Source organism: Humibacter soli, from assembly GCF_054779035.1.
Genome location: NZ_BAAGYX010000001.1, coordinates 2722459 through 2743947 on the forward strand (window position 1 = coordinate 2722459; position 21489 = coordinate 2743947).

23 protein-coding genes are annotated in these 21489 nt (G+C 68.2%); 8 read left to right on the forward strand and 15 right to left on the reverse strand.

Features of this window, described 5'->3' with window-relative positions; translation table 11 throughout:
- Nucleotides 1-123 precede the first annotated feature (123 nt).
- Nucleotides 124-1002, forward strand: a complete 879-nt coding sequence (ppk2, locus tag ACYVDN_RS12595; protein WP_460571954.1) for a polyphosphate kinase 2 family protein — start codon at nucleotides 124-126, stop codon at nucleotides 1000-1002.
- 104 nt (nucleotides 1003-1106) lie between these two features.
- Entirely contained in the window at nucleotides 1107-1490 is a 384-nt protein-coding gene (locus tag ACYVDN_RS12600; RefSeq protein WP_460571956.1) for a sigma-70 family RNA polymerase sigma factor family protein, read from the forward strand.
- A 76-nt stretch (nucleotides 1491-1566) separates the two neighbouring features.
- Here ACYVDN_RS12600 and ACYVDN_RS12605 read toward each other — a convergent pair whose 3' ends face one another.
- Together ACYVDN_RS12605 and ACYVDN_RS12610 are read right to left on the reverse strand one after the other, a co-directional pair.
- The gene (locus tag ACYVDN_RS12605) at nucleotides 1567-1779 is read right to left on the reverse strand and encodes a DUF4287 domain-containing protein (protein ID WP_460571958.1); all 213 of its coding nucleotides are present in this window, start codon (nucleotides 1777-1779) and stop codon (nucleotides 1567-1569) included.
- Nucleotides 1780-1850: 71 nt separating this feature from the next.
- Nucleotides 1851-2363, reverse strand: a complete 513-nt coding sequence (locus ACYVDN_RS12610) for a glycine cleavage system transcriptional repressor (protein ID WP_460571960.1) — start codon at nucleotides 2361-2363, stop codon at nucleotides 1851-1853.
- Between the two features lie 119 nt (nucleotides 2364-2482).
- Here ACYVDN_RS12610 and argG point away from each other — a divergent pair, with 119 nt between their 5' ends.
- Nucleotides 2483-3919 (forward strand): argininosuccinate synthase, encoded by a 1437-nt coding sequence (gene argG / locus ACYVDN_RS12615; protein WP_460571962.1) that lies wholly within the window; start codon nucleotides 2483-2485, stop codon nucleotides 3917-3919.
- Nucleotides 3920-4167: 248 nt separating this feature from the next.
- Here the strand turns inward: argG and ACYVDN_RS12620 are convergent, their stop codons facing one another.
- Nucleotides 4168-5301: a glycoside hydrolase family 3 N-terminal domain-containing protein gene (locus tag ACYVDN_RS12620; RefSeq protein WP_460571964.1), complete on the reverse strand. Its 1134-nt coding sequence runs from the start codon at nucleotides 5299-5301 to the stop codon at nucleotides 4168-4170.
- A 201-nt stretch (nucleotides 5302-5502) separates the two neighbouring features.
- Here ACYVDN_RS12620 and ACYVDN_RS12625 point away from each other — a divergent pair, with 201 nt between their 5' ends.
- Both ACYVDN_RS12625 and ACYVDN_RS12630 read left to right on the forward strand, forming a co-directional pair.
- Nucleotides 5503-5874, forward strand: a complete 372-nt coding sequence (locus ACYVDN_RS12625; protein ID WP_460571966.1) for a hypothetical protein — start codon at nucleotides 5503-5505, stop codon at nucleotides 5872-5874.
- Nucleotides 5875-6294: 420 nt separating this feature from the next.
- Nucleotides 6295-7125, forward strand: a complete 831-nt coding sequence (locus tag ACYVDN_RS12630; protein ID WP_460572344.1) for an EamA family transporter — start codon at nucleotides 6295-6297, stop codon at nucleotides 7123-7125.
- 120 nt (nucleotides 7126-7245) lie between these two features.
- On the opposite strand, the gene ACYVDN_RS12635 is transcribed toward ACYVDN_RS12630, so the two are convergent.
- Entirely contained in the window at nucleotides 7246-7710 is a 465-nt protein-coding gene (locus ACYVDN_RS12635) for a hypothetical protein (RefSeq protein ID WP_460571968.1), read from the reverse strand.
- Between the two features lie 218 nt (nucleotides 7711-7928).
- Here ACYVDN_RS12635 and ACYVDN_RS12640 point away from each other — a divergent pair, with 218 nt between their 5' ends.
- Nucleotides 7929-9581: a SulP family inorganic anion transporter gene (locus ACYVDN_RS12640; RefSeq protein WP_460571970.1), complete on the forward strand. Its 1653-nt coding sequence runs from the start codon at nucleotides 7929-7931 to the stop codon at nucleotides 9579-9581.
- A 98-nt stretch (nucleotides 9582-9679) separates the two neighbouring features.
- Here the strand turns inward: ACYVDN_RS12640 and ACYVDN_RS12645 are convergent, their stop codons facing one another.
- Both ACYVDN_RS12645 and ACYVDN_RS12650 read right to left on the reverse strand, forming a co-directional pair.
- Nucleotides 9680-11041, reverse strand: coding sequence for an LLM class oxidoreductase (locus ACYVDN_RS12645; RefSeq protein WP_460571972.1), 1362 nt, complete (start codon nucleotides 11039-11041; stop codon nucleotides 9680-9682).
- 172 nt (nucleotides 11042-11213) lie between these two features.
- Nucleotides 11214-12578 carry an O-acetylhomoserine aminocarboxypropyltransferase/cysteine synthase family protein gene (locus tag ACYVDN_RS12650; RefSeq protein ID WP_460571974.1) on the reverse strand — a complete coding sequence of 455 codons (1365 nt, stop codon included), beginning with the start codon at nucleotides 12576-12578 and terminating at the stop codon, nucleotides 11214-11216.
- Nucleotides 12579-12719: 141 nt separating this feature from the next.
- Here ACYVDN_RS12650 and ACYVDN_RS12655 point away from each other — a divergent pair, with 141 nt between their 5' ends.
- Both ACYVDN_RS12655 and ACYVDN_RS12660 read left to right on the forward strand, forming a co-directional pair.
- Nucleotides 12720-13088 (forward strand): hypothetical protein, encoded by a 369-nt coding sequence (locus ACYVDN_RS12655; protein ID WP_460571976.1) that lies wholly within the window; start codon nucleotides 12720-12722, stop codon nucleotides 13086-13088.
- The gene (locus ACYVDN_RS12660) at nucleotides 13085-13522 is read left to right on the forward strand and encodes a YchJ family protein (RefSeq protein ID WP_460571978.1); all 438 of its coding nucleotides are present in this window, start codon (nucleotides 13085-13087) and stop codon (nucleotides 13520-13522) included. Before ACYVDN_RS12655 ends, ACYVDN_RS12660 begins: the two co-directional genes overlap by 4 nt.
- A 93-nt stretch (nucleotides 13523-13615) precedes the next feature.
- On the opposite strand, the gene ACYVDN_RS12665 is transcribed toward ACYVDN_RS12660, so the two are convergent.
- The 9 genes from ACYVDN_RS12665 to ACYVDN_RS12705 all read right to left on the reverse strand — a co-directional run bounded on the left by ACYVDN_RS12665 (nucleotide 13616) and on the right by ACYVDN_RS12705 (nucleotide 21450).
- A complete protein-coding gene (locus ACYVDN_RS12665) occupies nucleotides 13616-14362 on the reverse strand; it encodes a PadR family transcriptional regulator (RefSeq protein WP_460571980.1) in 747 nt (248 codons plus the stop codon).
- A 543-nt stretch (nucleotides 14363-14905) separates the two neighbouring features.
- Entirely contained in the window at nucleotides 14906-16063 is a 1158-nt protein-coding gene (locus ACYVDN_RS12670) for a hypothetical protein (protein WP_460571982.1), read from the reverse strand.
- A gap of 109 nt (nucleotides 16064-16172) precedes the next feature.
- On the reverse strand, nucleotides 16173-17435 hold the full coding sequence (locus ACYVDN_RS12675) for an RNA polymerase sigma factor (RefSeq protein WP_460571984.1): 1263 nt from the start codon (nucleotides 17433-17435) through the stop codon (nucleotides 16173-16175).
- A 2-nt stretch (nucleotides 17436-17437) separates the two neighbouring features.
- Nucleotides 17438-17773: a YciI family protein gene (locus ACYVDN_RS12680; protein ID WP_460571986.1), complete on the reverse strand. Its 336-nt coding sequence runs from the start codon at nucleotides 17771-17773 to the stop codon at nucleotides 17438-17440.
- Between the two features lie 120 nt (nucleotides 17774-17893).
- A complete protein-coding gene (locus ACYVDN_RS12685) occupies nucleotides 17894-19339 on the reverse strand; it encodes an MATE family efflux transporter (RefSeq protein WP_460571988.1) in 1446 nt (481 codons plus the stop codon).
- A gap of 139 nt (nucleotides 19340-19478) precedes the next feature.
- On the reverse strand, nucleotides 19479-19925 hold the full coding sequence (locus ACYVDN_RS12690) for a MarR family winged helix-turn-helix transcriptional regulator (RefSeq protein ID WP_460571990.1): 447 nt from the start codon (nucleotides 19923-19925) through the stop codon (nucleotides 19479-19481).
- A gap of 94 nt (nucleotides 19926-20019) precedes the next feature.
- Nucleotides 20020-20580 (reverse strand): dihydrofolate reductase family protein, encoded by a 561-nt coding sequence (locus ACYVDN_RS12695; protein WP_460571992.1) that lies wholly within the window; start codon nucleotides 20578-20580, stop codon nucleotides 20020-20022.
- A gap of 1 nt (nucleotide 20581) precedes the next feature.
- The gene (locus ACYVDN_RS12700) at nucleotides 20582-21103 is read right to left on the reverse strand and encodes an SRPBCC family protein (protein ID WP_460571994.1); all 522 of its coding nucleotides are present in this window, start codon (nucleotides 21101-21103) and stop codon (nucleotides 20582-20584) included.
- Nucleotides 21103-21450, reverse strand: coding sequence for an ArsR/SmtB family transcription factor (locus ACYVDN_RS12705; RefSeq protein WP_460571996.1), 348 nt, complete (start codon nucleotides 21448-21450; stop codon nucleotides 21103-21105). Before ACYVDN_RS12705 ends, ACYVDN_RS12700 begins: the two co-directional genes overlap by 1 nt.
- Between the last annotated feature and the right edge of the window lie 39 nt (nucleotides 21451-21489).

Sequence of the window (21489 nt, forward strand, 5' to 3'; positions counted from 1 at the left end):
CCGGGCTGATCCCGTCGCAACGTGCCGTGAACGGTCCGTGAACAGGCTGGTCGACCGACGACTGGGCAGGGTCGTGTCGACGCGTTCACCTGCGATTCACTTCGTCCTGCGTACCCTCACCGCGTGGACACGCTTGCGACGCCTGGTTTCACCGTTCTGGACGACGATGACGACGACCCCGTGCTGCTCTCGCCGGACGGCGCCGCGATCGACACCTGGCGCGAGGACTTCCCGTACGACGCACGCCTTGACCGCGAACTCTACGAGCGCGACAAGCACCTGCTGCAGATCGAGCTGCTGAAGCTGCAGAAGTGGATCAAGGCGACCGATCGCCGCCTTGTGATCGTGTTCGAGGGGCGCGATGCGGCCGGCAAGGGCGGCACCATCAAGCGGTTCACCGAGCACCTCAACCCGCGCGGAGCTCGCGTCGTCGCACTCGAGAAGCCGACAGAGCGCGAGCGTTCGCAGTGGTACTTCCAGCGCTATGTCGAGCACCTTCCGGCGGCGGGCGACATCGTCATGTTCGACCGGTCCTGGTACAACCGCGCCGGCGTCGAGCGCGTGATGGGCTTCTGCACCGACGAAGAGTACGACCGCTTCATCGAGCAGGTGCCCGCCTTCGAGAGGCTGCTCGTCGATGACGGCATCGATCTGGTGAAGTTCTGGTTCTCGGTGACCCGATCGGAGCAGCGCACCCGGTTCGCGATCCGCCAGATCGACCCGGTGCGACAGTGGAAGCTCTCGCCCATGGATCTCGCGTCGCTCGACAAGTGGGATGCCTACACCAGCGCCAAGGAACGCATGTTCGCCCGCACCGATCGGCGACGCGCGCCCTGGACCGTCGTGAAGTCCAACGACAAGAAACGTGCACGGCTCGGCGCCATGCGGCACGTACTGAGCCTTTTCGACTACGAGAACAAGGACCACGAGCTGGTGGGCGACCTCGACCCGCTGATCGTCGGGCCGGCATCCGCGGTCATCGGCGTCGGCGAAGAGTTCTGATCCTCGGGACGACTCGTCTGTTTCCTGTGAGCGAGCCCCAAGTTCGCGTGCGGTCGCGCATGCTGGAGGGGTCGGCGAATCGATCTCGCCGGGCGGAGGACGTCATGCCATCCACATCGAGACTCATCGCTCCACTTCATCACCGCGCCGTGCACGAGGTTCGTGCGGCGGCCGTCGACGGGGACTCCGCGCGGCTCCGCACGCTGCTCTCACCCGACGTCGCCGTGGTGATCGATGGCGGCGATGCATTCCCGATGCTCAGGGTGATCCGCGGCGTCGACGATGCGCTGATGGCCCTGATCCACGGCCTCGCGACCGAGCCGGATGTCGTCGTGGAAGAAGACGCCGTCAACGCGCAGGCGGGGCTGATGCTGCGTCGGAGCGGCCAGGCGATCGCCGCCATCACGATCGACTTCTCGGCGCACCTCGTCAGCGTGGTGTGGATCCGGCTCCATCCCGAGCAACTGCGCCGCTGGCACCACGTGTAGCCCGCCACTCGACCACTCGCCAGTCAGCGAATTGTGGGTTGGACGGCTTCCGCTCGGGAAGGAGGGCGGCAGGGGCTCAGGATGCCTGGTGCGACCTGTGCCATCCGACGAGCGCGTTCGCGTGGCCGTGTCCCATGCCGAAGTTGTCCTTCAGGTAGGCGACCTGCTCCATGTGCTTCAGGTCGGGGACCTTGTCGAGCTCGGCCATCCAATAGTCGATGGGGTGTCCGTACTTCTTCTCGATGGACGGAAAGTACGAGGCGGGTCCGGTCACCTTCTCGTCAGACATGCCGCAAGTATCGCAGGCTTGGGCTGGCGCACACGAGACGGGGGCGAGACGCTTCCGCCGAGCGAGCGGAGCTATTCGGCGACACTCAGGTCGACCTGGATCTCGCCGGCCAGCAGTTCGAGGTCGGCGATGGCCTGCGACACGTCCGTGTCGTCCGGAATCCTGGCCGTCACGGTCGCCTCGAAGAGCGTTCCGCCGGCCATCGGAGCCTCCCGTGTCTGGCTGGAGAAGAGGTCGATCGTGATGCCGTGCCTGGTCAGGATGCCCGTCACATCGCGAACGATGCCCGGCCGGTCGTTGCCGAGCACGCTGAACGTGAAGCGCGTACCCGGGCGGGCATCCACCACCGCGCCGCCGCCGTGCACGGTGATGCGCAGCAGGCCGTCGAGATTTTCCAGCGCCCTTGTCAGTTCGTCCAGGCGCAGATCGGGAACCGAGACGAGCACGATGCCGGCGAAGGCTCCCGCGAGTTCGGCGAGTTCGCTCGTCTCCCAGTTGCCGCCGTGCTCGCTGACGACATCCGCGACGGACTGCACGAGCCCCGCTCGATCGTCTCCGACGACGGTCAGCACCAGCCTGGTCATACCCCGAGCATAGGCCGCGCCTCTCCCACTCGCCCTCCCCACCGAGTGCACCGAACGGGCTGTCCTCATGGACCGAACGAGGGCGAATGGGCGCACGCGCGGCACATATCCTTGTAGGCATGTCCAAGGTGCTCGCATCCCTCCCCGTCGGCGAACGCGTCGGCATCGCCTTCTCCGGAGGTCTCGACACCTCCGTCGCCGTCGCCTGGATGCGCGAGAAGGGCGCGGTGCCCTGCACCTACACCGCCGACCTCGGTCAGCCGGATGAACCCGATGTGGATGCCGTTCCCAGCCGTGCTGCACAATACGGCGCCGAGCTCGCGCGACTCGTCGACTGCAAGCTCCCGCTCGTCGAGGAGGGTCTCGTCGCTCTGCAGTGCGGCGCCTTCCACATCCGCTCGGGCGGAAAGACGTACTTCAACACCACCCCGCTCGGCCGCGCTGTGACCGGAACGCTGCTGGTGCGCGCCATGCTCGACGACGGTGTGGAGATCTGGGGCGACGGGTCCACCTACAAGGGCAACGACATCGAGCGGTTCTACCGCTACGGCCTGATGGCCAACCCGCGGCTGCGCATCTACAAGCCGTGGCTCGACCGCGACTTCGTCTCCGAGCTCGGCGGGCGCACCGAGATGAGCGAGTGGCTGCAGGCTCGTGATCTGCCGTACCGGGCATCCGTCGAGAAGGCGTACTCGACCGACGCCAACATCTGGGGCGCCACCCACGAGGCGAAGACGCTCGAGCACCTCGACACGGGGATGACCATCGTCGAGCCGATCATGGGCGTTCCGTTCTGGCGCGACGACGTCGAGATCACCTCAGAAGACGTCACGGTGCGTTTCGAGGCGGGCCGTCCTGTTGCGCTGAACGGCGTCGAGTTCGACGACCCGGTTGCGCTCGTGCTGGAGGCGAACACGATCGGTGGACGCCATGGCCTCGGCATGAGCGACCAGATCGAGAACCGCATCATCGAGGCGAAGAGCCGCGGCATCTACGAAGCTCCGGGCATGGCGCTGCTGCACATCACCTACGAGCGACTGCTGAACGCGATCCACAACGAAGACACGGTGGCGAACTACCACAACGAGGGTCGCCGCCTCGGGCGCCTGATGTACGAGGGCCGCTGGTTCGACCCGCAGTCCCTGATGCTGCGCGAGAGCATCCAGCGCTGGGTCGGTTCGGCCGTCACCGGCGAGGTCACACTGCGGCTGCGTCGCGGCGACGACTACTCGATCCTGAACACCACGGGCCCGGCCCTCAGCTACCACCCCGACAAGCTCTCGATGGAGCGCGTCGGAGACGCCGCGTTCGAGCCCGAGGACCGCATCGGGCAGCTCACGATGCGCAACCTCGACATCGCCGACTCGCGCGCCAGGCTCGAGCAGTACTCGGCCTCCGGTGTCATCGGCGGCGCGACGGCGCTGCTCGTCGGCGATCTCGGCAGCGGCGAGTCCGCCGAGATCAGCGCCGGAGACGCATCGGATGACGAGACCACCGACCTCGCCGAGCTGAACGAGGCCAACGAGGCCGCCGCCTTCGACCTCGGCACCGACTGATACGGCTTCGGCCGCGATCGGCCTCACCGTGGGCTAGAAGCGCACGCCACACACGCGCACGCGTCACCGTGGGTTGAGGAGCACGCCACAGGCGCGCGTCTCGAAACCCAGCCCGAGCGGACTACAGGTTTCGAGACGCGCCGCTAGGCGGTGCTCCTCAACCGACGGTGAGTGGTGCGGTTTCGAGACGCGCGCGGCTGCGCCGCGAGCTCCTCAACCCGCGGTCAGGAGGCGCGACACCCCGTCGATCAGAACAGGCTGGAGCGCAGGGACTGCACCCGGCTCAGCGACTGCTTGAAGTGGCCGGGGTTCAGGGTCTTGTCGTCCACCGCCGCGGTGATCGCGTCGAGGGCATCCATGCCCTGTTGCATGTCGCGAGCCGAGCACAGCAGCAGGTCCATGCCGGCCTGTGCGGAGAGCAGCGCGCGGTTGCCGGTGGCTCCGAACGCGTTCAGGGCGCCGGCTTCGAGCGCGTCGGTGATCGTCACACCGTTGAACCCGAGACGTCCCCGCAGCTCGCCCTCGACGATGGCGGACGAGATGCCCGCCGGATACGTCGCGTCGATCGCGGGATAGATCGCCCACGACGTCATGACGAGTTGCACGCCCGCCGCGATCGCCGGCGAGAAGGCCGACTCGTCAACAGCCTGCAACTCCGCAAGGGGCTGTGTAAGGGTCACCGGTCCGAGATCGGTGTTCTCGGCGGCCGTCGCCGCGCCGAGGCCGGGGAAGTGCTTCGAGGTCGCGGCGACTCCGGCTCCCTGCTGCGCCCGCACGAAGTCCGCGCCGAGGCGGCCCGCGATCACGGGATCCGAGCTGTACGACCTCTGGAACTGGTCGTCGAAGTTGCCTGGCGTGCGGAAGACATCCAGCACAGGAGCGAGGTTGAGGTTCATGCCGACGTTGCGGAGCGCAGCGGCGGCACCGGCGCCGGCGGCCGTGGCGGCGGCATCCGGGTCGGCGGCGAGCCCGATCTGCTTCTCCGAGAGCACGGGCTCCTGGCCGCGGAGCCTGCGGATGAGGCCGCCCTCCTGGTCGGTCATGAAGAGCAGCGGTTCCTTGACGGGTGAGGATGCCTGTGCAGCACGCAGCTGCGAGACGACGTCGGCGATCTGGGGGAGGCTCAGGATGTTCTCGCCGAAGAAGATCACGCCGCCGACGGTGCCGGCTGCGATGGCATCCAAGAGGGATTGCGGCGGGACGGCGCCTGAATACGAGAAGATGATCCGTTGGCCGGCCTGCTGCCTCGACGACAGCTTGGCCCACCAGGGTGGTGTGGCGAAGGCGGCAGGCACGACACCGGCTCCGACGACGCCCGCACTCGCGAGCGCGATGCCGGCGACGGCCCCGACGCCGGCGGTCAGCACCGTTCGGCGGGACATCCCCGAACGGTCGGATGGAAGAGATGGTTCCCGATTCATGTTCACTCCTCACGGTTCCGCCACTCTGCGGAGCCTCGCCAACGCTCCCACCGCCCCTATTCGGGTGTCAAGGGGTGTATTCCGTGGCTGCGCAGATGAGTAGACGGCTGGGTTCGAAGCGCGCGGTCCTAGGATTTCGCCCATGACGCTCATGGGACGAGCATGACCGAGCCGATCCGGCGCGCACACGTCGCCAACGTTCTGCCGCGCAACCAGTACCTGGTCGTGGAGGAGGTGCCGTCATCCGCACTGCGAGGGGGGCGCTGGGTGGATGGCGAGCTGGGCCTCACCGAGGAGTGGCTGGTGTTCGCCACGGGGGACCCGCACGACGCACCCGACTTTCTGTTGCTCGACGGCGGTGTGGATGCCCAACTTCTGGACAGCGCGGGCACGGGGATCCTCACGGTGACGATCGCGCGCAGCGTGTATCGCTTCCGAGCGGAGACTGCGTCGCTGCAGCCCCTCGTCGACGCCCTGACCCGGCTGCGGGGCGAGCCTCCGAGCGGCACCCGACTCTGGCGAGGAGACGCCTGAGGGCGCAACGGCCACAGCACACCTGTCGCGCCCCTCGCAGCGCCGTTTCAAAGTCAAATAACGCGAACGTCCCCTGCTCGGTTCGCATCTTTTGACTTCGAAAGGGTGGTCGGCTTCGAACGGGGCAGACTTCGAAAGGGTGGTCGGCTTCGAACGGGGGCAGACTTCGGCATCCGGCCGAAACAGGCCGCACGCGATCGACGCCCGCCATGGGGCGAAGCGACGGCTCCGAATCGCGCCGCGCTCCAGATAGGCGGGGCTGTGTCGCCGCCGGTCGCAACCATCCGCCCAGCGAACAGCGATACGCCGGGCGGGACCGGCGCACAGGACGGCACAGCGCACCGCGCGCAGTAGGTTCGAACGGTGACAGATCCCCGGACCGCTGGCGGCTCCCGGTACGCGGGGCTCGTGGTCGCCGGCATGATGTGCCAGGAGGTCGGGGCGTCGATCGCGGTGCTGCTCTTTCCGCAGGTGGGCGCCCTCGGGATGGTCTTTCTGCGGGTGTTGTTCTCGGCGGTCATCCTGTTGCCGATCGCGCGTCCCCGGTTGCGTGGCATTCGCGGCGCCGCGTGGATGACCGTGATCGGGTTCGGGCTCGTGTTGGCGCTGATGAACGCGCTGTTCTACCTGTCGTTGGATCGCATCCCGCTCGGGGCCGCCGTGACGATCGAGGTGCTCGGACCGCTCGTTCTCTCTGTCGTCGCCGCGCGGCGCGCGATCGCCTGGCTGTGGGCGGGGCTCGCAGCGCTCGGAGTCGCGCTGCTCGGCGAGGGCAGCTTCGGCCAGCTGGACCCGGTCGGAGTGCTGCTGGCGGCAGGGGCCGGTGTCGCGTGGGCGTTCTACATCCTGTTGTCGCGCCAGACCGGACGGCGCTTCGCCCGGCTCGACGGCCTCGCTATCGCGATGGCGATCGGCGCGTTGGCGTCGGCTCCCTTCGGTATCGCCTCGGCGGGGGCTGTGCTGCTGCGCCCGGAGGTGCTTCTGCTCGGGGCAGCCGTCGCGCTGCTGTCCTCCACGATGCCGTACGGCTTGGACCTGCTCGCGCTGCGACACCTGCACCACGCGACGTTCGCCATCCTGACCAGCCTGGCGCCGGCGATCGCCGCGATCGCGGGACTCGTTCTTCTTGGGCAGACCTTCGACTGGGTCGGCGCGATCGCCGTGGGGCTTGTCATCTGCGCGAGTATCGGGGCCGTGTGGTCCGCCCGCGGGCACGAACCGGCCCCGGAGTCAGCGGCCGAGGTGGCGTAGAGCGCCCCGACAGCCACCGTCCGGCATCCGCGCCATGTGCGCGCTATTGCGCCACTTCGGCTGGCGCGATAGAGCGCACGTGGCGCAATTGAGCCTCGGAGGCCAGCCAACGGACCGCCCTCAGCGGGCGCGCGCCCAGGCCTTGAGCCGCAGGTACTCCTCGTCGACATGCTTCACGACGGCCGGGGCGGTGCCCGCGCGGTTGCCCAAGTTGAGCGCCGTGATGCGAGTGCTGTGGGCCTGACCTGCGGCATCCGTCCACTCGAGGGATGGCCGGTTCGTGACCTTCTGGATGCTCGCCCGCGGCACCCTCGTCGTGACGAGCAGTCCGTGCACGACCGCGGCATCCGGGGTCAGCTCGACCGCGAGCGCTCGTCCGCGCACCGCGACCACCAGCCCGTAGACGAAGAGCACGACGCCGATCGCCGCCATGAGCCAGATGAGCGTCGATTCGAAGCGCAGCACAATTCCGACCACGACGAGGAACACGCCGATCGCGGCGACGAACAGGCCACCCACGAGATAGCCGCGACGCGTCACGGGCAGTGGGCGCAGCACGTCGACGTGCGGTTCGGGCTCTGGCACACGTGAACCCTACCCGGGTCCAGGCTTGCCGAGTGACGGGCGGTGGGCGCCCGGGACGCGGGGACGCGGTGTGGCCACGCGGTGCGGTGTCGCGGGGCGCCCCGCCACGGATGACCAGGCATGGGACACAATGGGACTCGCGAGGACGCCGGTCGGCCTGGATGACGGGCCTGCGTCATCCGTTCCGCCGGGCTGTGCGAACGACGAGGAGCGAACCGATGCGCATCGTGCGACCCCTTACCGGGCTCACCCCCCGCAACCTCGTACGCGAGCTGCTCGCCGGCGTCACCCTGGTGGCGATCGCCGTGCCGCTCAACATCGGATACGCGCAGATCGCCGGCCTTCCACCGACCGCCGGGCTCTATGCCCTCATCGTGCCTGCGGCGATCTACGCCCTGACGGTATCGTCGCGACAGCTCGTGGCGTCGCCGGATGCCGCTGCAGCCGCTCTCGTGGCGTCATCCATCGGCGGCCTCGCGGCGGCCGGCAGCCAGGGCTACATCACGATGGCCCTCGCGCAGGCGATCATCTGCGGCGTGCTGTTCCTGCTGACCGCGGTGTTCAGACTGGGGTTCCTGGCGAACTTCTTGTCGAAGCCGATCCTGGTCGGCTTCGTCGGAGGACTGGCCTTCGACATCCTGATCAGCCAGATCGCGAAGATGCTGGGCGTCAAGATCGACTCCGGCGCCGAGTTCGTCGACAAGGTCGGGCAGCTGTTCGGCAACCTCGGCACGCTCAACTGGTGGTCCGTGCTGATCGCGGCAGTCGCCGTCGTCATTCTCATGGTCGGCAGGCGCATCGCGCGCATCGTTCCCTGGGCGCTCATCGTGCTCGTGCTCGCCACGCTCGTCACCGTCGTGACGAACCTGGATGACGCAGGCGTGGCCGTTCTCGGCAAGGTCGAGGCCGGACCACCGCAGCTGACCTGGCCCGTGCTGTCGTGGACCCAGTGGATGAACCTCGTGCCGTCGGCGATCGCGCTTCTGCTGGTCACCATGGCGGAGGGTCTCCTCGTCGCGCGGAGCTACGGCGAGAAGCGCGGCTACAGCACCGAACCGAACCAGGACCTCTTCGCGTTCGGCGTCGCCAACATCGCAGCGGGCGCCACCGGCGGATTCGTGGTGGGGTCATCCACGTCGCGAACGGCCGCGATGGATCAGGCGGGGTCGCGAACCCAACTGCCGTCGCTGGTCGCAGCTGTCGCCACCCTCTTGCTCGTGCTGTTCGGCACCGCGCTGCTCGAGGAGGTCCCCTCGCCGGCGATCGGGGCGATCGTCGCCGTCGCGGTTCTGCCTCTCCTGGGCATCCGCGACTTCGTTCAGCTCTGGAGACAGGACAAGTTCGAGTTCGTGATCGGGGCCGTCTGCTTTCTCTCGACACTGTTCATCGGCGCGATCCCCGGCATCGTCGTCTCGTTCGTGCTCGCCCTCATCAACCTGGTGAGTCGTGCCTCGAAGCCCGCGATCGATGTTCTCGCCGCCGACGACAACCCGCAGCACTCGCTGCTGGACACCGCCCCGAGCGGCGAAGAGACCGCGCCGGGCGTCGTCGTGATCCGCCTGGCGGCACCGCTGTTCTTCGCGAACGGCACGGTGTTCGCAGACGCGGTGAAGCGTGCGGTGATTGCCGGGGATGACCCGCAGGTGACGCATGTCGTGCTCGACCTGGAGTCCGTGACCGATGTCGACGTGACCGCCGCCGAGAGCTTCGACTCCCTCAGGAAGTGGCTGCACGACCGCAACGTCACCCTCGGGTTCAGCCGCGCGCGCCCGCCGCTCGTCGACAGGATGCGCCAGCTCGGCATCCTCGACGATGAGACGTTCTACGACACGAACCGCGCGGCGCTGGCCGCCCTCGCCGGCGAGCACTGAAGCGCACCCACCGCGGGTCGAGGAGCACCCCAAGCGCGCAACCACCGCGTCCGCGGGGTGAGGAGCACGCCGCAGGCGCGCGTCCACCGCGGACTGGCCTAGAAGTCGGTGAGGTTCGCCCGCAGGCCGCCAGGGGCGTACGACGTGCGCAGGATTCCACGGCGCCGCAGCTCCGGCACCAGGTCGTCGAGTATGCGGTGCACGGTCACGGGGTGCAGGTCGCCGGAGAAGATGAAGCCGTCGTTGCCGGCATCCTCACCCAGCTCCTCGATGAAGTCCGCGAGCTGTCCCGCCGTTCCGACGAACCCCGTGCGATCTTCGACGGCACCCTTGCGCGCCTTCTTCGCGAGCAGATCGCGCAGCGGCTGGGCGTCGAAGCTCGGCGCGCCTCCGAGCAGCCCGTTGATCGTGCCGCGCGACACGTGCGGACCGAACACCGATGGGTCGAGCGGCTCGTCGAGGTCGAGCCCCGTGAGGTCGGTCTCGGAGTCGCTCGACTGGCCGAGCAGCACTGCGCGGAGCTCGTCGTCCGATGGGTGACGCGACGCTTCGACCACCCGCCGCGCCTCGTCTTCGCTCGCGACGATCTCCGGCTTGAAGACGAAGAGCGTTTTGATGTCGGATGCCCGCCGCCCGGCCGCCTCGGCGGCCTCCACGACCTTCGCGCGGTATGCCCGCACGGCGTCGACGTTCAGCGGGGCGAGCGCGAGCTGCACGTCGGAGTTCGCGCCCGCGAATCCCAGCCCGCGCCCCGATCCGCCTGGGGAGACGATCGCGGGGTCGCCGTTGTTCGTGCCGAAGGTTTCCGACAGGCCGGGTCCGGTCGATGAGCCGAACGGGATCGCGTTCAACGGCCCAGCGACCTTGAAGTACTCGCCATCGTGGCTCGTCGCACGGATGCGCGACCCGTCCGCAAAACGTCCGGTGGCGGCATCCGCGATGTAGGCGCCGTCGTCCCAGCTGTGCCAGAGCTCGCGCACGACGTCGAGCCACTCCTGAGCGCGGTCGTACGCGGCGTCATGCGAGAGCTCCTCGAGCCCGAAGTGCCGTGCGGACTTCACGTCGGTGACGACGTTGATGCCGAACCGGCCGTCGCTGAGGTGCTGTAGGGTCGCGGCCTGGCGCGCGGCGAGGTAGGGCGGCGTAGCGCCGGCGTTGATGGTCGGAACGATGCCGATGCGGCTCGTGGCCTGGAAGAGGTAGGGCGCGAGCAGCAGAGGGTCGTGCTTGGGGCCGCCGTAGGCGGAGCGCACGCGCAGGTCGAGGGTCTCGGGCGTGCCGATCGAGATGGCGTCTTCCATGATGACCAGGTCGAGGCCGGCCTGCTCGAGCTCGCGCACGGAGTGCTGATAGAGGTCGGGCTTTGTCCAGTCGTACCCCCATCGCCAGTCGGGGCGACCCCACGCCTGCGGGCCGAAGCCGCGCGAGAAGAACCAGCCGAAGTGCTGCTGTCGTGTCATGGGGTGTTCCCTTCTGGGCTGCTGATGTCTGTACCGATGGTTGAGGAACTCACGGCAAAGCCGTGCACGTCTCGAAACCCAGCGGCTGACGACGAGCGGGTTTCGAGACGCTCGCCTTCGGCGTGCTCCTCAACCCACGAGAGACGCACCCGTCCACAGCCGTCCTCGACCCTCAGCTCGCGGCGAGGGCGAGCCTCTCGTCGCGCAGCTCCCGCACGGCCTCGAGTCCTCTCGCGAGATCCTTGATCAGGTCGTCGGCATCCTCGATGCCGATCGAGAGGCGCAGGAGGCCCTGGCCGATGCCGGCGGCCAGCCGCTCGTCTTCGGTGAGCAACGCGTGGGTTGTGGACGCGGGATGCAGCACCAGCGACCGCACGTCGCCGAGGTGGGTCATCCGGCTGAACAGTCGCAGGGCGTCGTAGAAGGCACGTGCCTCGTCTTCGCCGCCGACGAGGGTGAACGAGAACACGCTGCCCTGCCCGCGCGGCAGGTACTTGCCCGCGAGCTCGTGATAGGGACTGGATGCCAATCCCGAGTAGTCCACCGACACGACCTCTGACTGCACCTGCAGCCATGCGGCGACGGCGAGCGCATTGGCGGAGTGCGCGGCCACGCGCAGCGACAGCGTCTCGAGGCCCTGCTGCAGCAGGAAGGCGTTGAACGGCGACAGCGTCGGACCGAACCGCGATGCGACGACCTCGCGCGCGTACACCGCGTAGGCCGCGCGTCCGAAGGCCTCGACGTAGCTCTTGCCGCCGAGCGCCCGCTGCGGCGAGTTCAGGTGCGGGAACGCCTCAGGACGGGCGCCCCAGTCGAAGCGGCCGGCATCCACGATCGCACCGCCGAGCGCCGCGCCGTGTCCGGAGAGGAACTTGCTCGCCGAGTGAACCACGATGTCCGCGCCGAACTCGATCGGCCGGAGCAGGTAAGGGGTGCCGAGCGTGTTGTCGACGATGAACGGGATGCCTGCCTCGTGCGCAACCGCCGCCACGGCCTCGAGGTCGAGCAGGTCGTTCTTCGGGTTCGGGATGGGCTCTCCGAAGATCGCCTTCGTCGTGGGGCGCAGGGCGCGGCGCCAGGCATCCGGGTCCTCCGCGTCGGTCACGAAGTCGACCTCGATGCCGAGACGGCCGAGGTTGTCGCGGATCAGGCCCCGGCTGCCCTCGTAGATGCTGCTGGCCGAGACGACGTGGTCGCCGGCCTGCAGGATGCCCAGGAATGCCACAGACAGCGCGGCCTGTCCGCTGGCGACGACGATCGCCTCCGCAGCACCCTCGAGCGCGGCGAGGCGTCGTTCGACCGACGACGTCGTCGGGTTGCCGACGCGGGAGTAGGTGTATCCGTCGTCGTCACCGGCGAAGCGGTCACGTGCGTGCTCGAAGTCGTCGAAGACGAAGCCGGCGCTCACATAGATGGGCGGGATGCGCGACCCGAAGGCGGCATCCGGCTCGGTTCCGGCGTGGATCTGCGCGGTGGCGAAGCCCAGCTGCTCGTCGTCGAGCACGCCGCGGGAAGGGAAGGCTGGTGTTGCTGTCACCGGTCCATGGTGCGCGCGGTAGGCCGAATCCCCTGCATCGCCATGAACCTGTGTTACCGACGCGGCGTATGCTCGCTGCGTCGCACGCATCCGAACCGGCGCGCATCCCACGTCTCACGCATCCGAGCAGAAGGAGCCGCAGTGGCACATCCCACAGCACCCGAGCCCATCGCCTACGGCGCACTCCAGAAGGGAGCGGTCGTGACCACGAAAGACGGCGAGCGCATCGGAACCGTCGAGCACGTGCTGCAGGAAGCCTCGCTCGACCTCTTCGACGGGCTCGTCGTTCAGACCGCGCACGGCGTGCGCTTCGTGGATGCCGACCACGTCACGACCATCACGACGGCCGGAGTGACGACGTCGTTCGAGGAGTCGGAGGTTCCGTCGCTGCCCGAGCCGGACGGCAGCGCCGTGCTGTCCGCCGACCCCACCCAGTATCAGGGCGAGGGGCTCACGGCGTGGTGGGGTCGCACGTTCCGCCGGTCGCACTGGCTGCGCGAGAAGGAGTGAGCGCTGGTCCCGAGCGCCACAGCGGTGTGCGGCCGGGCGATGGATGTCCGTGCCTCAGCGGCCGGCCGTTCGAGGAGTGCTGCGCGCCCCTGCTGCGTGGTGAGGATGTCGCCCCTACGCCCGAACGCCTGATGCGTTCGCGCTACACGGCCTTCGCCGTCGGGGATGCCGCCTACCTGCTGAACACGTGGCACCCGTCGACGCGGCCGGCGGAGCTGGAGCTCGACGCCGAGCTGCAGTGGCGACGGCTGGACATCCTCGACACCACGCGCGGAGGCGCTGACGACGATTCGGGTGAGGTGGAGTTCCGCGCCTATTGGCGGGTGTTGCCGCGGCTGGGCCGTGATCGGGACGGCGGTGTGCTGCACGAGCGCAGCCGTTTCCGCCGTGAGGGCGGCCGCTGGTTCTACGTCGACGGCGACATCCTGAGCTGACGGCGATGCCCCGGCCGGGGAATCCGCGGTCGGGGCATCAGCGCCCGGAAAACTGCTGCCCGGGCATCCGTTCATTCACTCCGCCATCCCGGGTCACTCGGCCAGGATCAGGTAGAGCGCCTTACGCAGTTCGTCGATCTTCTCGGCGGCCTGCTTGCGCTGCTCCTCGTTGGCTGCGAAGCGGAACTGGTGCACGACGCCCATCAGCTTGCCGATGGATTCGTGCAGCGCGGCATCCGTCTCCGTGCGACCGGGGGTGGCCTGCCAGGCGGCGTCGAGCTCCGACTGGTGCTCGGCGATGTAGGCCTTGCCCGCCTCGCTGAGTTCGTAGTCGGTGCGGCGGCCGTCACCGGTCGCCTCGACGAGCTCTTCGTCGACGAGCTGCTGCAGCGTCGGGTACACCGAGCCGGGGCTCGGCTTCCAGAGGCCGTCGGTCTTCTCGGCGATCGCCTTGATGAGCGCGTAGCCGTTCTTCGGACCGTCGGCGAGCAGGCTCAGGATGGCCGCCCGGATGTCTCCGCGCGACGCACGCTTGCGACCGCGAGGTCCGAACGGGGCGAATGCCGCTGGGTCGAAGCCGCGCGGGTCGAACGACGGGCCGAACCCGCGGCGACCGTAGCCACCCGGGTAGCCGTAGCCGCCCTGCTCGCGGGGCCCAGGCCCGTGGCCGCCTTCGGGGTGTTCGTGGGGTCCGCCGTTGCCTGCACCGTGGTGCTCGGCACCGCGGGCGTCATCGTGGTGGAACCGGTGCGGCCCCTGGCCGCGACCGCACCTCTCGGCGCGATCTTGATATGCGTGATGGCGACGATGCGCGTCACCGGGGAAGTAGTCGTCTCGCATGAGAACTCCTATCGTTGGACTATCTAAGACACGTCAACGATATATCGTTAAGAACTATTCCGCAAGACTCGCGGCGGACGTGGGGGTCACGCGCCGTCGCGATCGCAGTCGCCGTCGCAGTCGCAGTCGCAACCCGTTTGGAAGTCAAATAACGCGAACCTCGGCCTCGCGATTCGCATTGTGTGACTTTGAAACGGTGTCCTGGCCCAGGCACTCTCACGTCCCGCTGGTTGAGGAGCACCGCGCAGCGGAGCGTCTCGAAACCGGTCACACCGTCCTCGCCCGTCCCGCCCCTTCACACCCCAGACGCCGTTTCAAGTGCAAATAACGCTGTTCCCGAAGAGACGAACCGCGTTTTCTGCAATCGAAACGAGAAGCCGGGGCCGGGAGCGGATGGCGACGACGAAGCATCTCGCCCCGCTGGTTGAGGAGCACCGCAGCGGCGCGTCTCGAAACCTGGCAGGCGTCGTACTGGGCGGGGTTTCGAGACGCGGCCTCCGGCTCTCGCTCCTCAACGCACGGGGAAGGAGGCGAAAGCGCGCGTCAGCCGCCTAGGAGGCTGGTGCCCTCTGCGTTGCCGAAGTCGATGTGCACGTGGTTGCACGTGTCATCGATCTGCTGGAAGTGCGCGAACGACATGGTCGAGCGACACTCCTGCTGGCCGACGGTGGAGTCGGTGGGTACGACGGCATCCAGATCCTGGATGAGCTGCAACGAGTACGGGTCGCCACCGCTCAGCGAGTGCCCGTCGAGCAGGTAGAAGTCGACGGCGTGGCCCCCGCCGTTCGTGTAGTGGGGCGAGTAGACACCGGCGCCCTCGATCTGTCCGGTGCAGAGCCGGTTGATGTCGCTGATGCCGACGGAGTTGAACTTGGTGAGCGCGAACGCGATGGTCTGCAGCACGCGATAGTCGATGCCGCAATCCGGCACCACCTGGCCCTCGGCGAGGTAGCGGATCTCGGGGATATGGTCCGGCGTGCTCCCCACCAGCCGACCCTGCGCCACGGCGGTCATGAGCTGCTGCGCGAGCGCCTGAACCTCGGGCGCGACGACGGTTCCGAGCGTCGAGTCGAGCGCCGCTGACTGGGTGTGCGCCCCGTAGTCGTCGCGCGCAACGGTGCCGTCGGCCACCGTGCCGACCGCGAGCGTCTGCGTTCGCCCGGCCGCGATGTCGACGACGGTCGGCACGTCGAGCCGCGCGTAGGCGGGAACCGCCGTGGTCGCGACCAGTCCGATCGCGGTGACCATGATGCCGAGCTTCGCAATGAGCTTCGCGGGCGAGAACCGGCGACGCTTCTCCGCGGGAGCGGCGACCGGCGCAACGACCCGCCGTGGGGGAGTCGATGTGCGCGGCGCGACCTGCGGAGCGGCGGTCAGATCCTGGGGCTGCAGCCGAACTCGACCGGTCTGGGGAGCAGCCTCGATCGCCTGCACTCGGTGGGACCGGGAGCCGTGGGATGACCGACGAGGCTCGTCGAGCCTGGCATCCGTCGCCCTCACATCGGTGGTCGCACCCTGCGTCGCCTCGAGGGCACGTGCCTGCTTCGCGCCGGAAGCACCCGAAGCGGCCTCGTTAGCGAGCCGCTGCGCCTCTTCGTACGCCCGACGCTCTCTGCGGCTGAGGAAGGCCTGCGGCTCATCCGCATTCGTCGTCGCGGCCGAGCCCTCTAGCGGGCGCAGTTCGGACGGCGGATTCGACACAGAGGCTTTCCGGGGGCAGGTGCTCAGGGGCAGAGACGTTTCGGGGGCGGGTTTGTGACGCGGGTCGGCGGCACAATGCAGACCATGTTATCGGTCCGTTATCTGGAAGTCACCCTAATGTGGGGAATCGGTGTGCCGCGTCGCGTTGTAGACGCAGCTGCTCTCGCTCACGATCGTTGCCGCACAGCGCTATTGCCTCGTCATATGCCTGCACAGCATCGTCACCTCGTCCGAGCCGGGTCAGCATTCCGCCGCGCGCAGCCTGCAGATACGGATACCGCACGAGGGTCGGCTCCGCCGCGAGTGCGTCCAGCAGATCGAGGCCGTGTTGCGGGCCATCCGCGAAGCCGATCGCGATCGCCCTGTTGAGCTCGACGACGGGCGACGGCCACACCGCGAGCAGCGTGTCGTAGAGCAGCGCGATGCGCCGCCAGTCGGTCTGCTCCCACGTAGGGCTGCAGTCGTGCACGGCGCCGATCGCCGCAAGCAGGGTCAACCGCGATGGCGCCGCGCCGTCCACCGCGGTCGCCAGAAGCCCGAGCCCCTTGTCGATGTAGGTGCGATCCCAGCGCGATCGGTCCTGGTATTCGAGCATCACCTCGTCGCCGTCGGCGTCGGTTCGCGCCGCACGCCGAGCCTCGGTGAGGTAGATCAGCGCGAGCAGCCCGGCAACATCGCGGTCGTCGGGCAGCAGCAGTCGCAGCAGCTCGGCGAGCTCGATACCGCGCTCGGTCAGCTCGCGTCGGGACAGCGTCGCACCCTCCGGAGCCGTGTGGCCGGTCGTGTAGACCAGGTGCACGACGTCGATCACTCCGGTGACGCGCTCGCGGATGTCCGCCGCAGCCGGCACAGCGTACGGGATGCCCGCAGCAGCGATCTTGCGCTTCGCCCGGGTGATCCGCGCTGCCATCGTCGGCTCGGAGACGAGGAAGGCGCGCGCCACCTCGGTGGTGCTGAGGCCGCAGACCATCCTGAGGGTGAGTGCGACCCTCGACTCGAACGCCAGGGCAGGGTGGCAGCACGTGAAGATAAGTCGGAGTCGGTCATCCGCAACCGGTCCGTTCTCGTCGACGAGTCCGGGATCGGCTCCCGCGAGCTTCGGGAGGGCTCGGCGCGAGACATCCGCTCTGCGCAGCAGATCGAGCGCTCGACGCTTCGCCGCGGTGGTCAGCCACGCACCGGTGTTGGCCGGGATGCCCCGGATCGGCCACGTCTCGAGGGCGCGGGCGTAGGCATCCTGCACCGCTTCCTCAGCGTCGTCGAGGTCGCGGGTGACGCGCACCGTCGCCGCCAGCACGAACGCCCACTCGCGACGGTGAGCGTCGGCGACTGCCGCTGCCACCTCCGAGCTGGTGTTCGTGCCGGCGGCCACGGTCAGTTCCGCACCATGACGGGACGGATCTCGATGCCCCCGCCGTAGAACGGCACGTCCTTGGCGATGGCGATCGCCTCGTCGAGGTCCGGAACGTCGATGAGGTAGTAGCCCCCCATGACCTCCTTGCTCTCGGCGAACAGGCCGTCGGTGACGACGACGTCGCCCGACTCGTTGGTGCGGACTGTGGTGGCGGTGTCGGAGGGGAACAGTCCGGCTCCGCCGAGGATCACGTCGGCGTGCCGCGCACGGAACGCGTCGTGATCAGCGCCCATGTCCAGGTCGGGCTGGGCGTAGACCGCTTCGGCGGTGTTGATCAGGAGCAGATATTCGGCCATGAGGTCATCCTCGTCTCTTCTGTCGCGATCGAACCTGTCGATCGGGCCCGGATTGGGGCTCATTCATACCGACGCGCACCTCTCGGTGAGATCGACAGCCTCGGTCGCGACTTTCGGATGTCAGGCCTCGGCCTGCTCGAGCGTCTGGTCTGCACGCTCCTCACTGCCCTGCGCAAGACCTCGCGCGATCGCCCGACGGGACACCAGCCACGTCGCGACACCGATGACGAGCACGATGAGCTCGGTGACGGTCAGGGACCAGATGATGCCGGGCAGTCCGAACCAGAGGTTGCCGAGGATGACGATCGGGATGAACAGGATTCCCTGCGCCATCGACATCACGACCACAGCTGTTGCACGCCCGGTCGCCTGGAAGAGAGACGTGATGAGCCCGGTGAACCCGTTGCCGATCATGGCGACGAGCTGCGCGGTGAGGATGGTCACGCCGATCGCGAGCAGGGACTGGTCCGAGGAGAAGATCGAGAAGACCTGGTCGCGGAAGGCGAAGACGACGACCGAGAAGACCAGGGCGATCCCGCCGACCGCAACCGCTGAGGTACTCATCGCCGACCAGAGCCGCGTGCCGTCTCCCTTTCCGAACGAATAGGCGAGCAGGGGGAGCACACCGATGGTGACGCCCATGATCAGGAACTCGGGAACCTGGGCGATACGCACAGCGACACCCATTGCCGCCAGCGGCCCGTCACCGTATGCGGCGGCGAGGTTGTTGAGCACGAGGCTCGTCACGATCAGAAAGGCGGACTGCACCAGCTCGCCCGAGCCCACCCCGAAGACGGGCTTCAGGATGCTCGCACGCAGGGTGAACCAGCGCGGCGCAAGGCTGACGTGCTCGCTGTGCGTCTGCAGCCACCACGCGTAGTAGGCGACGGCGACCAGGTTCGACAGGCCGAGCGCGAGCGCCGCGCCGGCGACGCCCCAGTGCAGCACCAGGATGAACAGCACATCGAACACCAGGTTCGCGACCGTCGACGCGATGAGCCCGATCATCGACTGGCGCGCAGCACCCTCGGCCCTCACAAGCTGCTCCAGACAGAAGGCGGCGGCAAGCACGGGGACAAAAGCGAGCATCACGGCGACGTAGGCCGTCGTCGCCGACGTGGCTGCGGCATCCGCTCCGAGCACCGCGACGAGGGGATTGAGGAACAGGAGACCGATGGCGCCGAGGACTGCCCCTGCGATCACGGCGCCCCAGAGCGAGAACGACGAGACGTGCTTGATCTCACCGGCCTGCGACGCGTCGTGCTCGGACGAGCCGAGCAGCCGGGAGATCAGGGCGCTTCCACCGACGCCGAACACGCCGCCGACCGCCATGACCAGGCCGAGCAACGGGGTGCCGAAGGTGATGGCGGCGAGCAGTGCGGAGTCGTGCAGCGAGCCGATGAATCCGGCATTGATGACGTTGTAGACGGCGCCGACGACCATCGCGGCGGCCATCGGCACGCAGAGGTGAACGAGCGCGCGCACGATCGGCGCGGCTGACAGGTACCAGCGGTTGGTGCCCGCCGCGGTGGAGTTCTGGGGAATGTCTTCAGTGGTGGTGCTCATGATTGCTCCCTTCGAGGGCATGGCGGGGCGCCGCCGTGCGGTACTGCAGTGGGCGGTGCGGAGCGGAGCCGGGGTTGCCCGGGCGCGACGGATGACGCCGACGGGGCCGGCGGTGTGAGTTGGTGGTTCGGGGTGGGAGCTAGTCGCGGCTGGGCGGCGGCAGCTCCGCGGTGATCTTCTTCAGCATGCGATCGAGCTCGGCTCGCTCGGCCTTGCTCAGCGGCGCGAGGATCGTCTCATCCGCTGCGACCATCGCTTCTTCGAATCCGGCGATCAGCTCTGCGCCCTCCGATGTCGCGTAGACACGTTTGCTGCGCTCGTCGCCGGCCTCCGTGCGGCGCTCCACGAGTCCGCGGCGCTCGAGCCCTTGCAGCATGCTCGACACGCTCGCGGCGCTCGTGCGGGTCATCCGCGCGATGTCGCGTTGGATCGCACCGGGCTCCTGCGCCAGGTAGCCCAGCACGAAGCCCTGCTCGAAGCTGATTCCGCGTTCGCGGATCCAGTCGTCTGCGGCCTTGCGCTGCGCCCAGCCGATCCAGCGCAGCAGCTGGAGGCCGCTGGCACCTTCGAGCTCCGGTTCGTTCATAGTCAAGACTCTAACAGTTAGAGATCTAACTATCAAGCCTCTAACTGAATTTGCCGTCGTCGTGTCGTGAGGCGGAAAGCCGGAACCCGCCGAGTCATGCCGGCAGGCGATACCGCAGACGCACGACGCCGTTCGCAAACCTGTGCTCGTCGAGCAGCTCGAGGTCGACACGCGATCCGCTCGGCAGAGCCGGCTTACCCCCGCCGAGGATGCTCGGCCAGACGAACAGCCGACACTCGTCGACCAGCCCGTGCGCGATCGCCTGTGCTGCCAGATTCGCGCCGCCGACGGTGAGGTCACTCGTGCCCGCGGCCTTCAGCTCCCGTACCAGGCCGGCGTCGAAGTGTCGTTCGATCCGAGTCCTGGCTGTGGATGGCTGAGTCAGAGTCGTGGAGAAGACGATCTTGTCCGCCGCCTGCCAGGCTGCCGCGAACTCTGCCATGAGCTCGGATTGCGCGGCTAGGGCGGCATCGGTCTCCCAGGGGGCCATCGTCTCGTAGAGGCGTCGTCCGTAGAGGAGCGTGCCGGCCGAGCGGATGCCCTCGGTGTGAGCCGCGAACACCTCGTCGTCCGGCGGGAAGAGGTTGAAGGACCCCTGTTCGTCCTCGATGTAGCCGTCGAGCGAGACGTTCGTCACGTAGATGAGCTTGGACATCTCACCGCACCCCCGTGGTGGATGGCTCGGTTCCGGACGGCTCGGTTCCGGATGGCGCGCCCGGGGTCGCCATCAGCGCGGCGTCCAGCTTGCCCAACGATTCACGCCACCCCTGCAGGGCATTGCTCGCCTGGTGCGCCGGGAGCCACTGGCGGATCTCGAGACGCGTTCGCCCGTCCGCCTCGTCGTGGAACTCGATCCGCACCCTCGTCTCGAACGGCGCGATGCCGTCGGGGAGTCGGCCGGCGACGTGCATCAGACCGTCGAGGAGTTCGCCAGGCGTGACATCCGTGAGGTCCAGGCTCACGTGCACACGGACGCCGGGATCGGCCGCGGAGAGCTCGGTCCATCGCTGGTGACCGCCCGAGCGCACGTCGAAGTCCATCTCGTCACGCGGCAGCGAATTGCCGACCGGACCCCACCAGGCGGCGAAATGCTCCGGATCGGTGAACGCCCGATAGACGAGGTCTCGCGGCGCGTCGACGACCCGCGAGATGTCGAGCTGCGGAGTTTCTGTCTGCATCAGGGCTCCTTGTGGTCTGCCTCGGCCTGCACGGCGGCGAGGTGTGCGTCGAGGCGGGTGAGTGACGAGTCCCAGAACCTGCGGTAGCGCTCGATCCAGTCGGCGGCCTCGCGCAGAGGTGCCGCTTCGAGGTGGCTGGCTCGCCACTTGCCCGATCGCGTACGCGAGATCAGCGTGGCCCTCTCCAGCACCTTGAGGTGACGCGACACAGCGGGCATCGACATGGGGAGGGGCTCCGTGAGTTCGGTCACCGTGGCGTCGCGCTCCGCGAGGTCGGCGAGGATGGCCCGCCGAGTCGGGTCCGCGAGCGCCGCGAAGACGGCGCTGAGTTGATCCGTGCCGGCCACACCCATCTCCACTCATTTAACGAATGCGTTAAATGTACG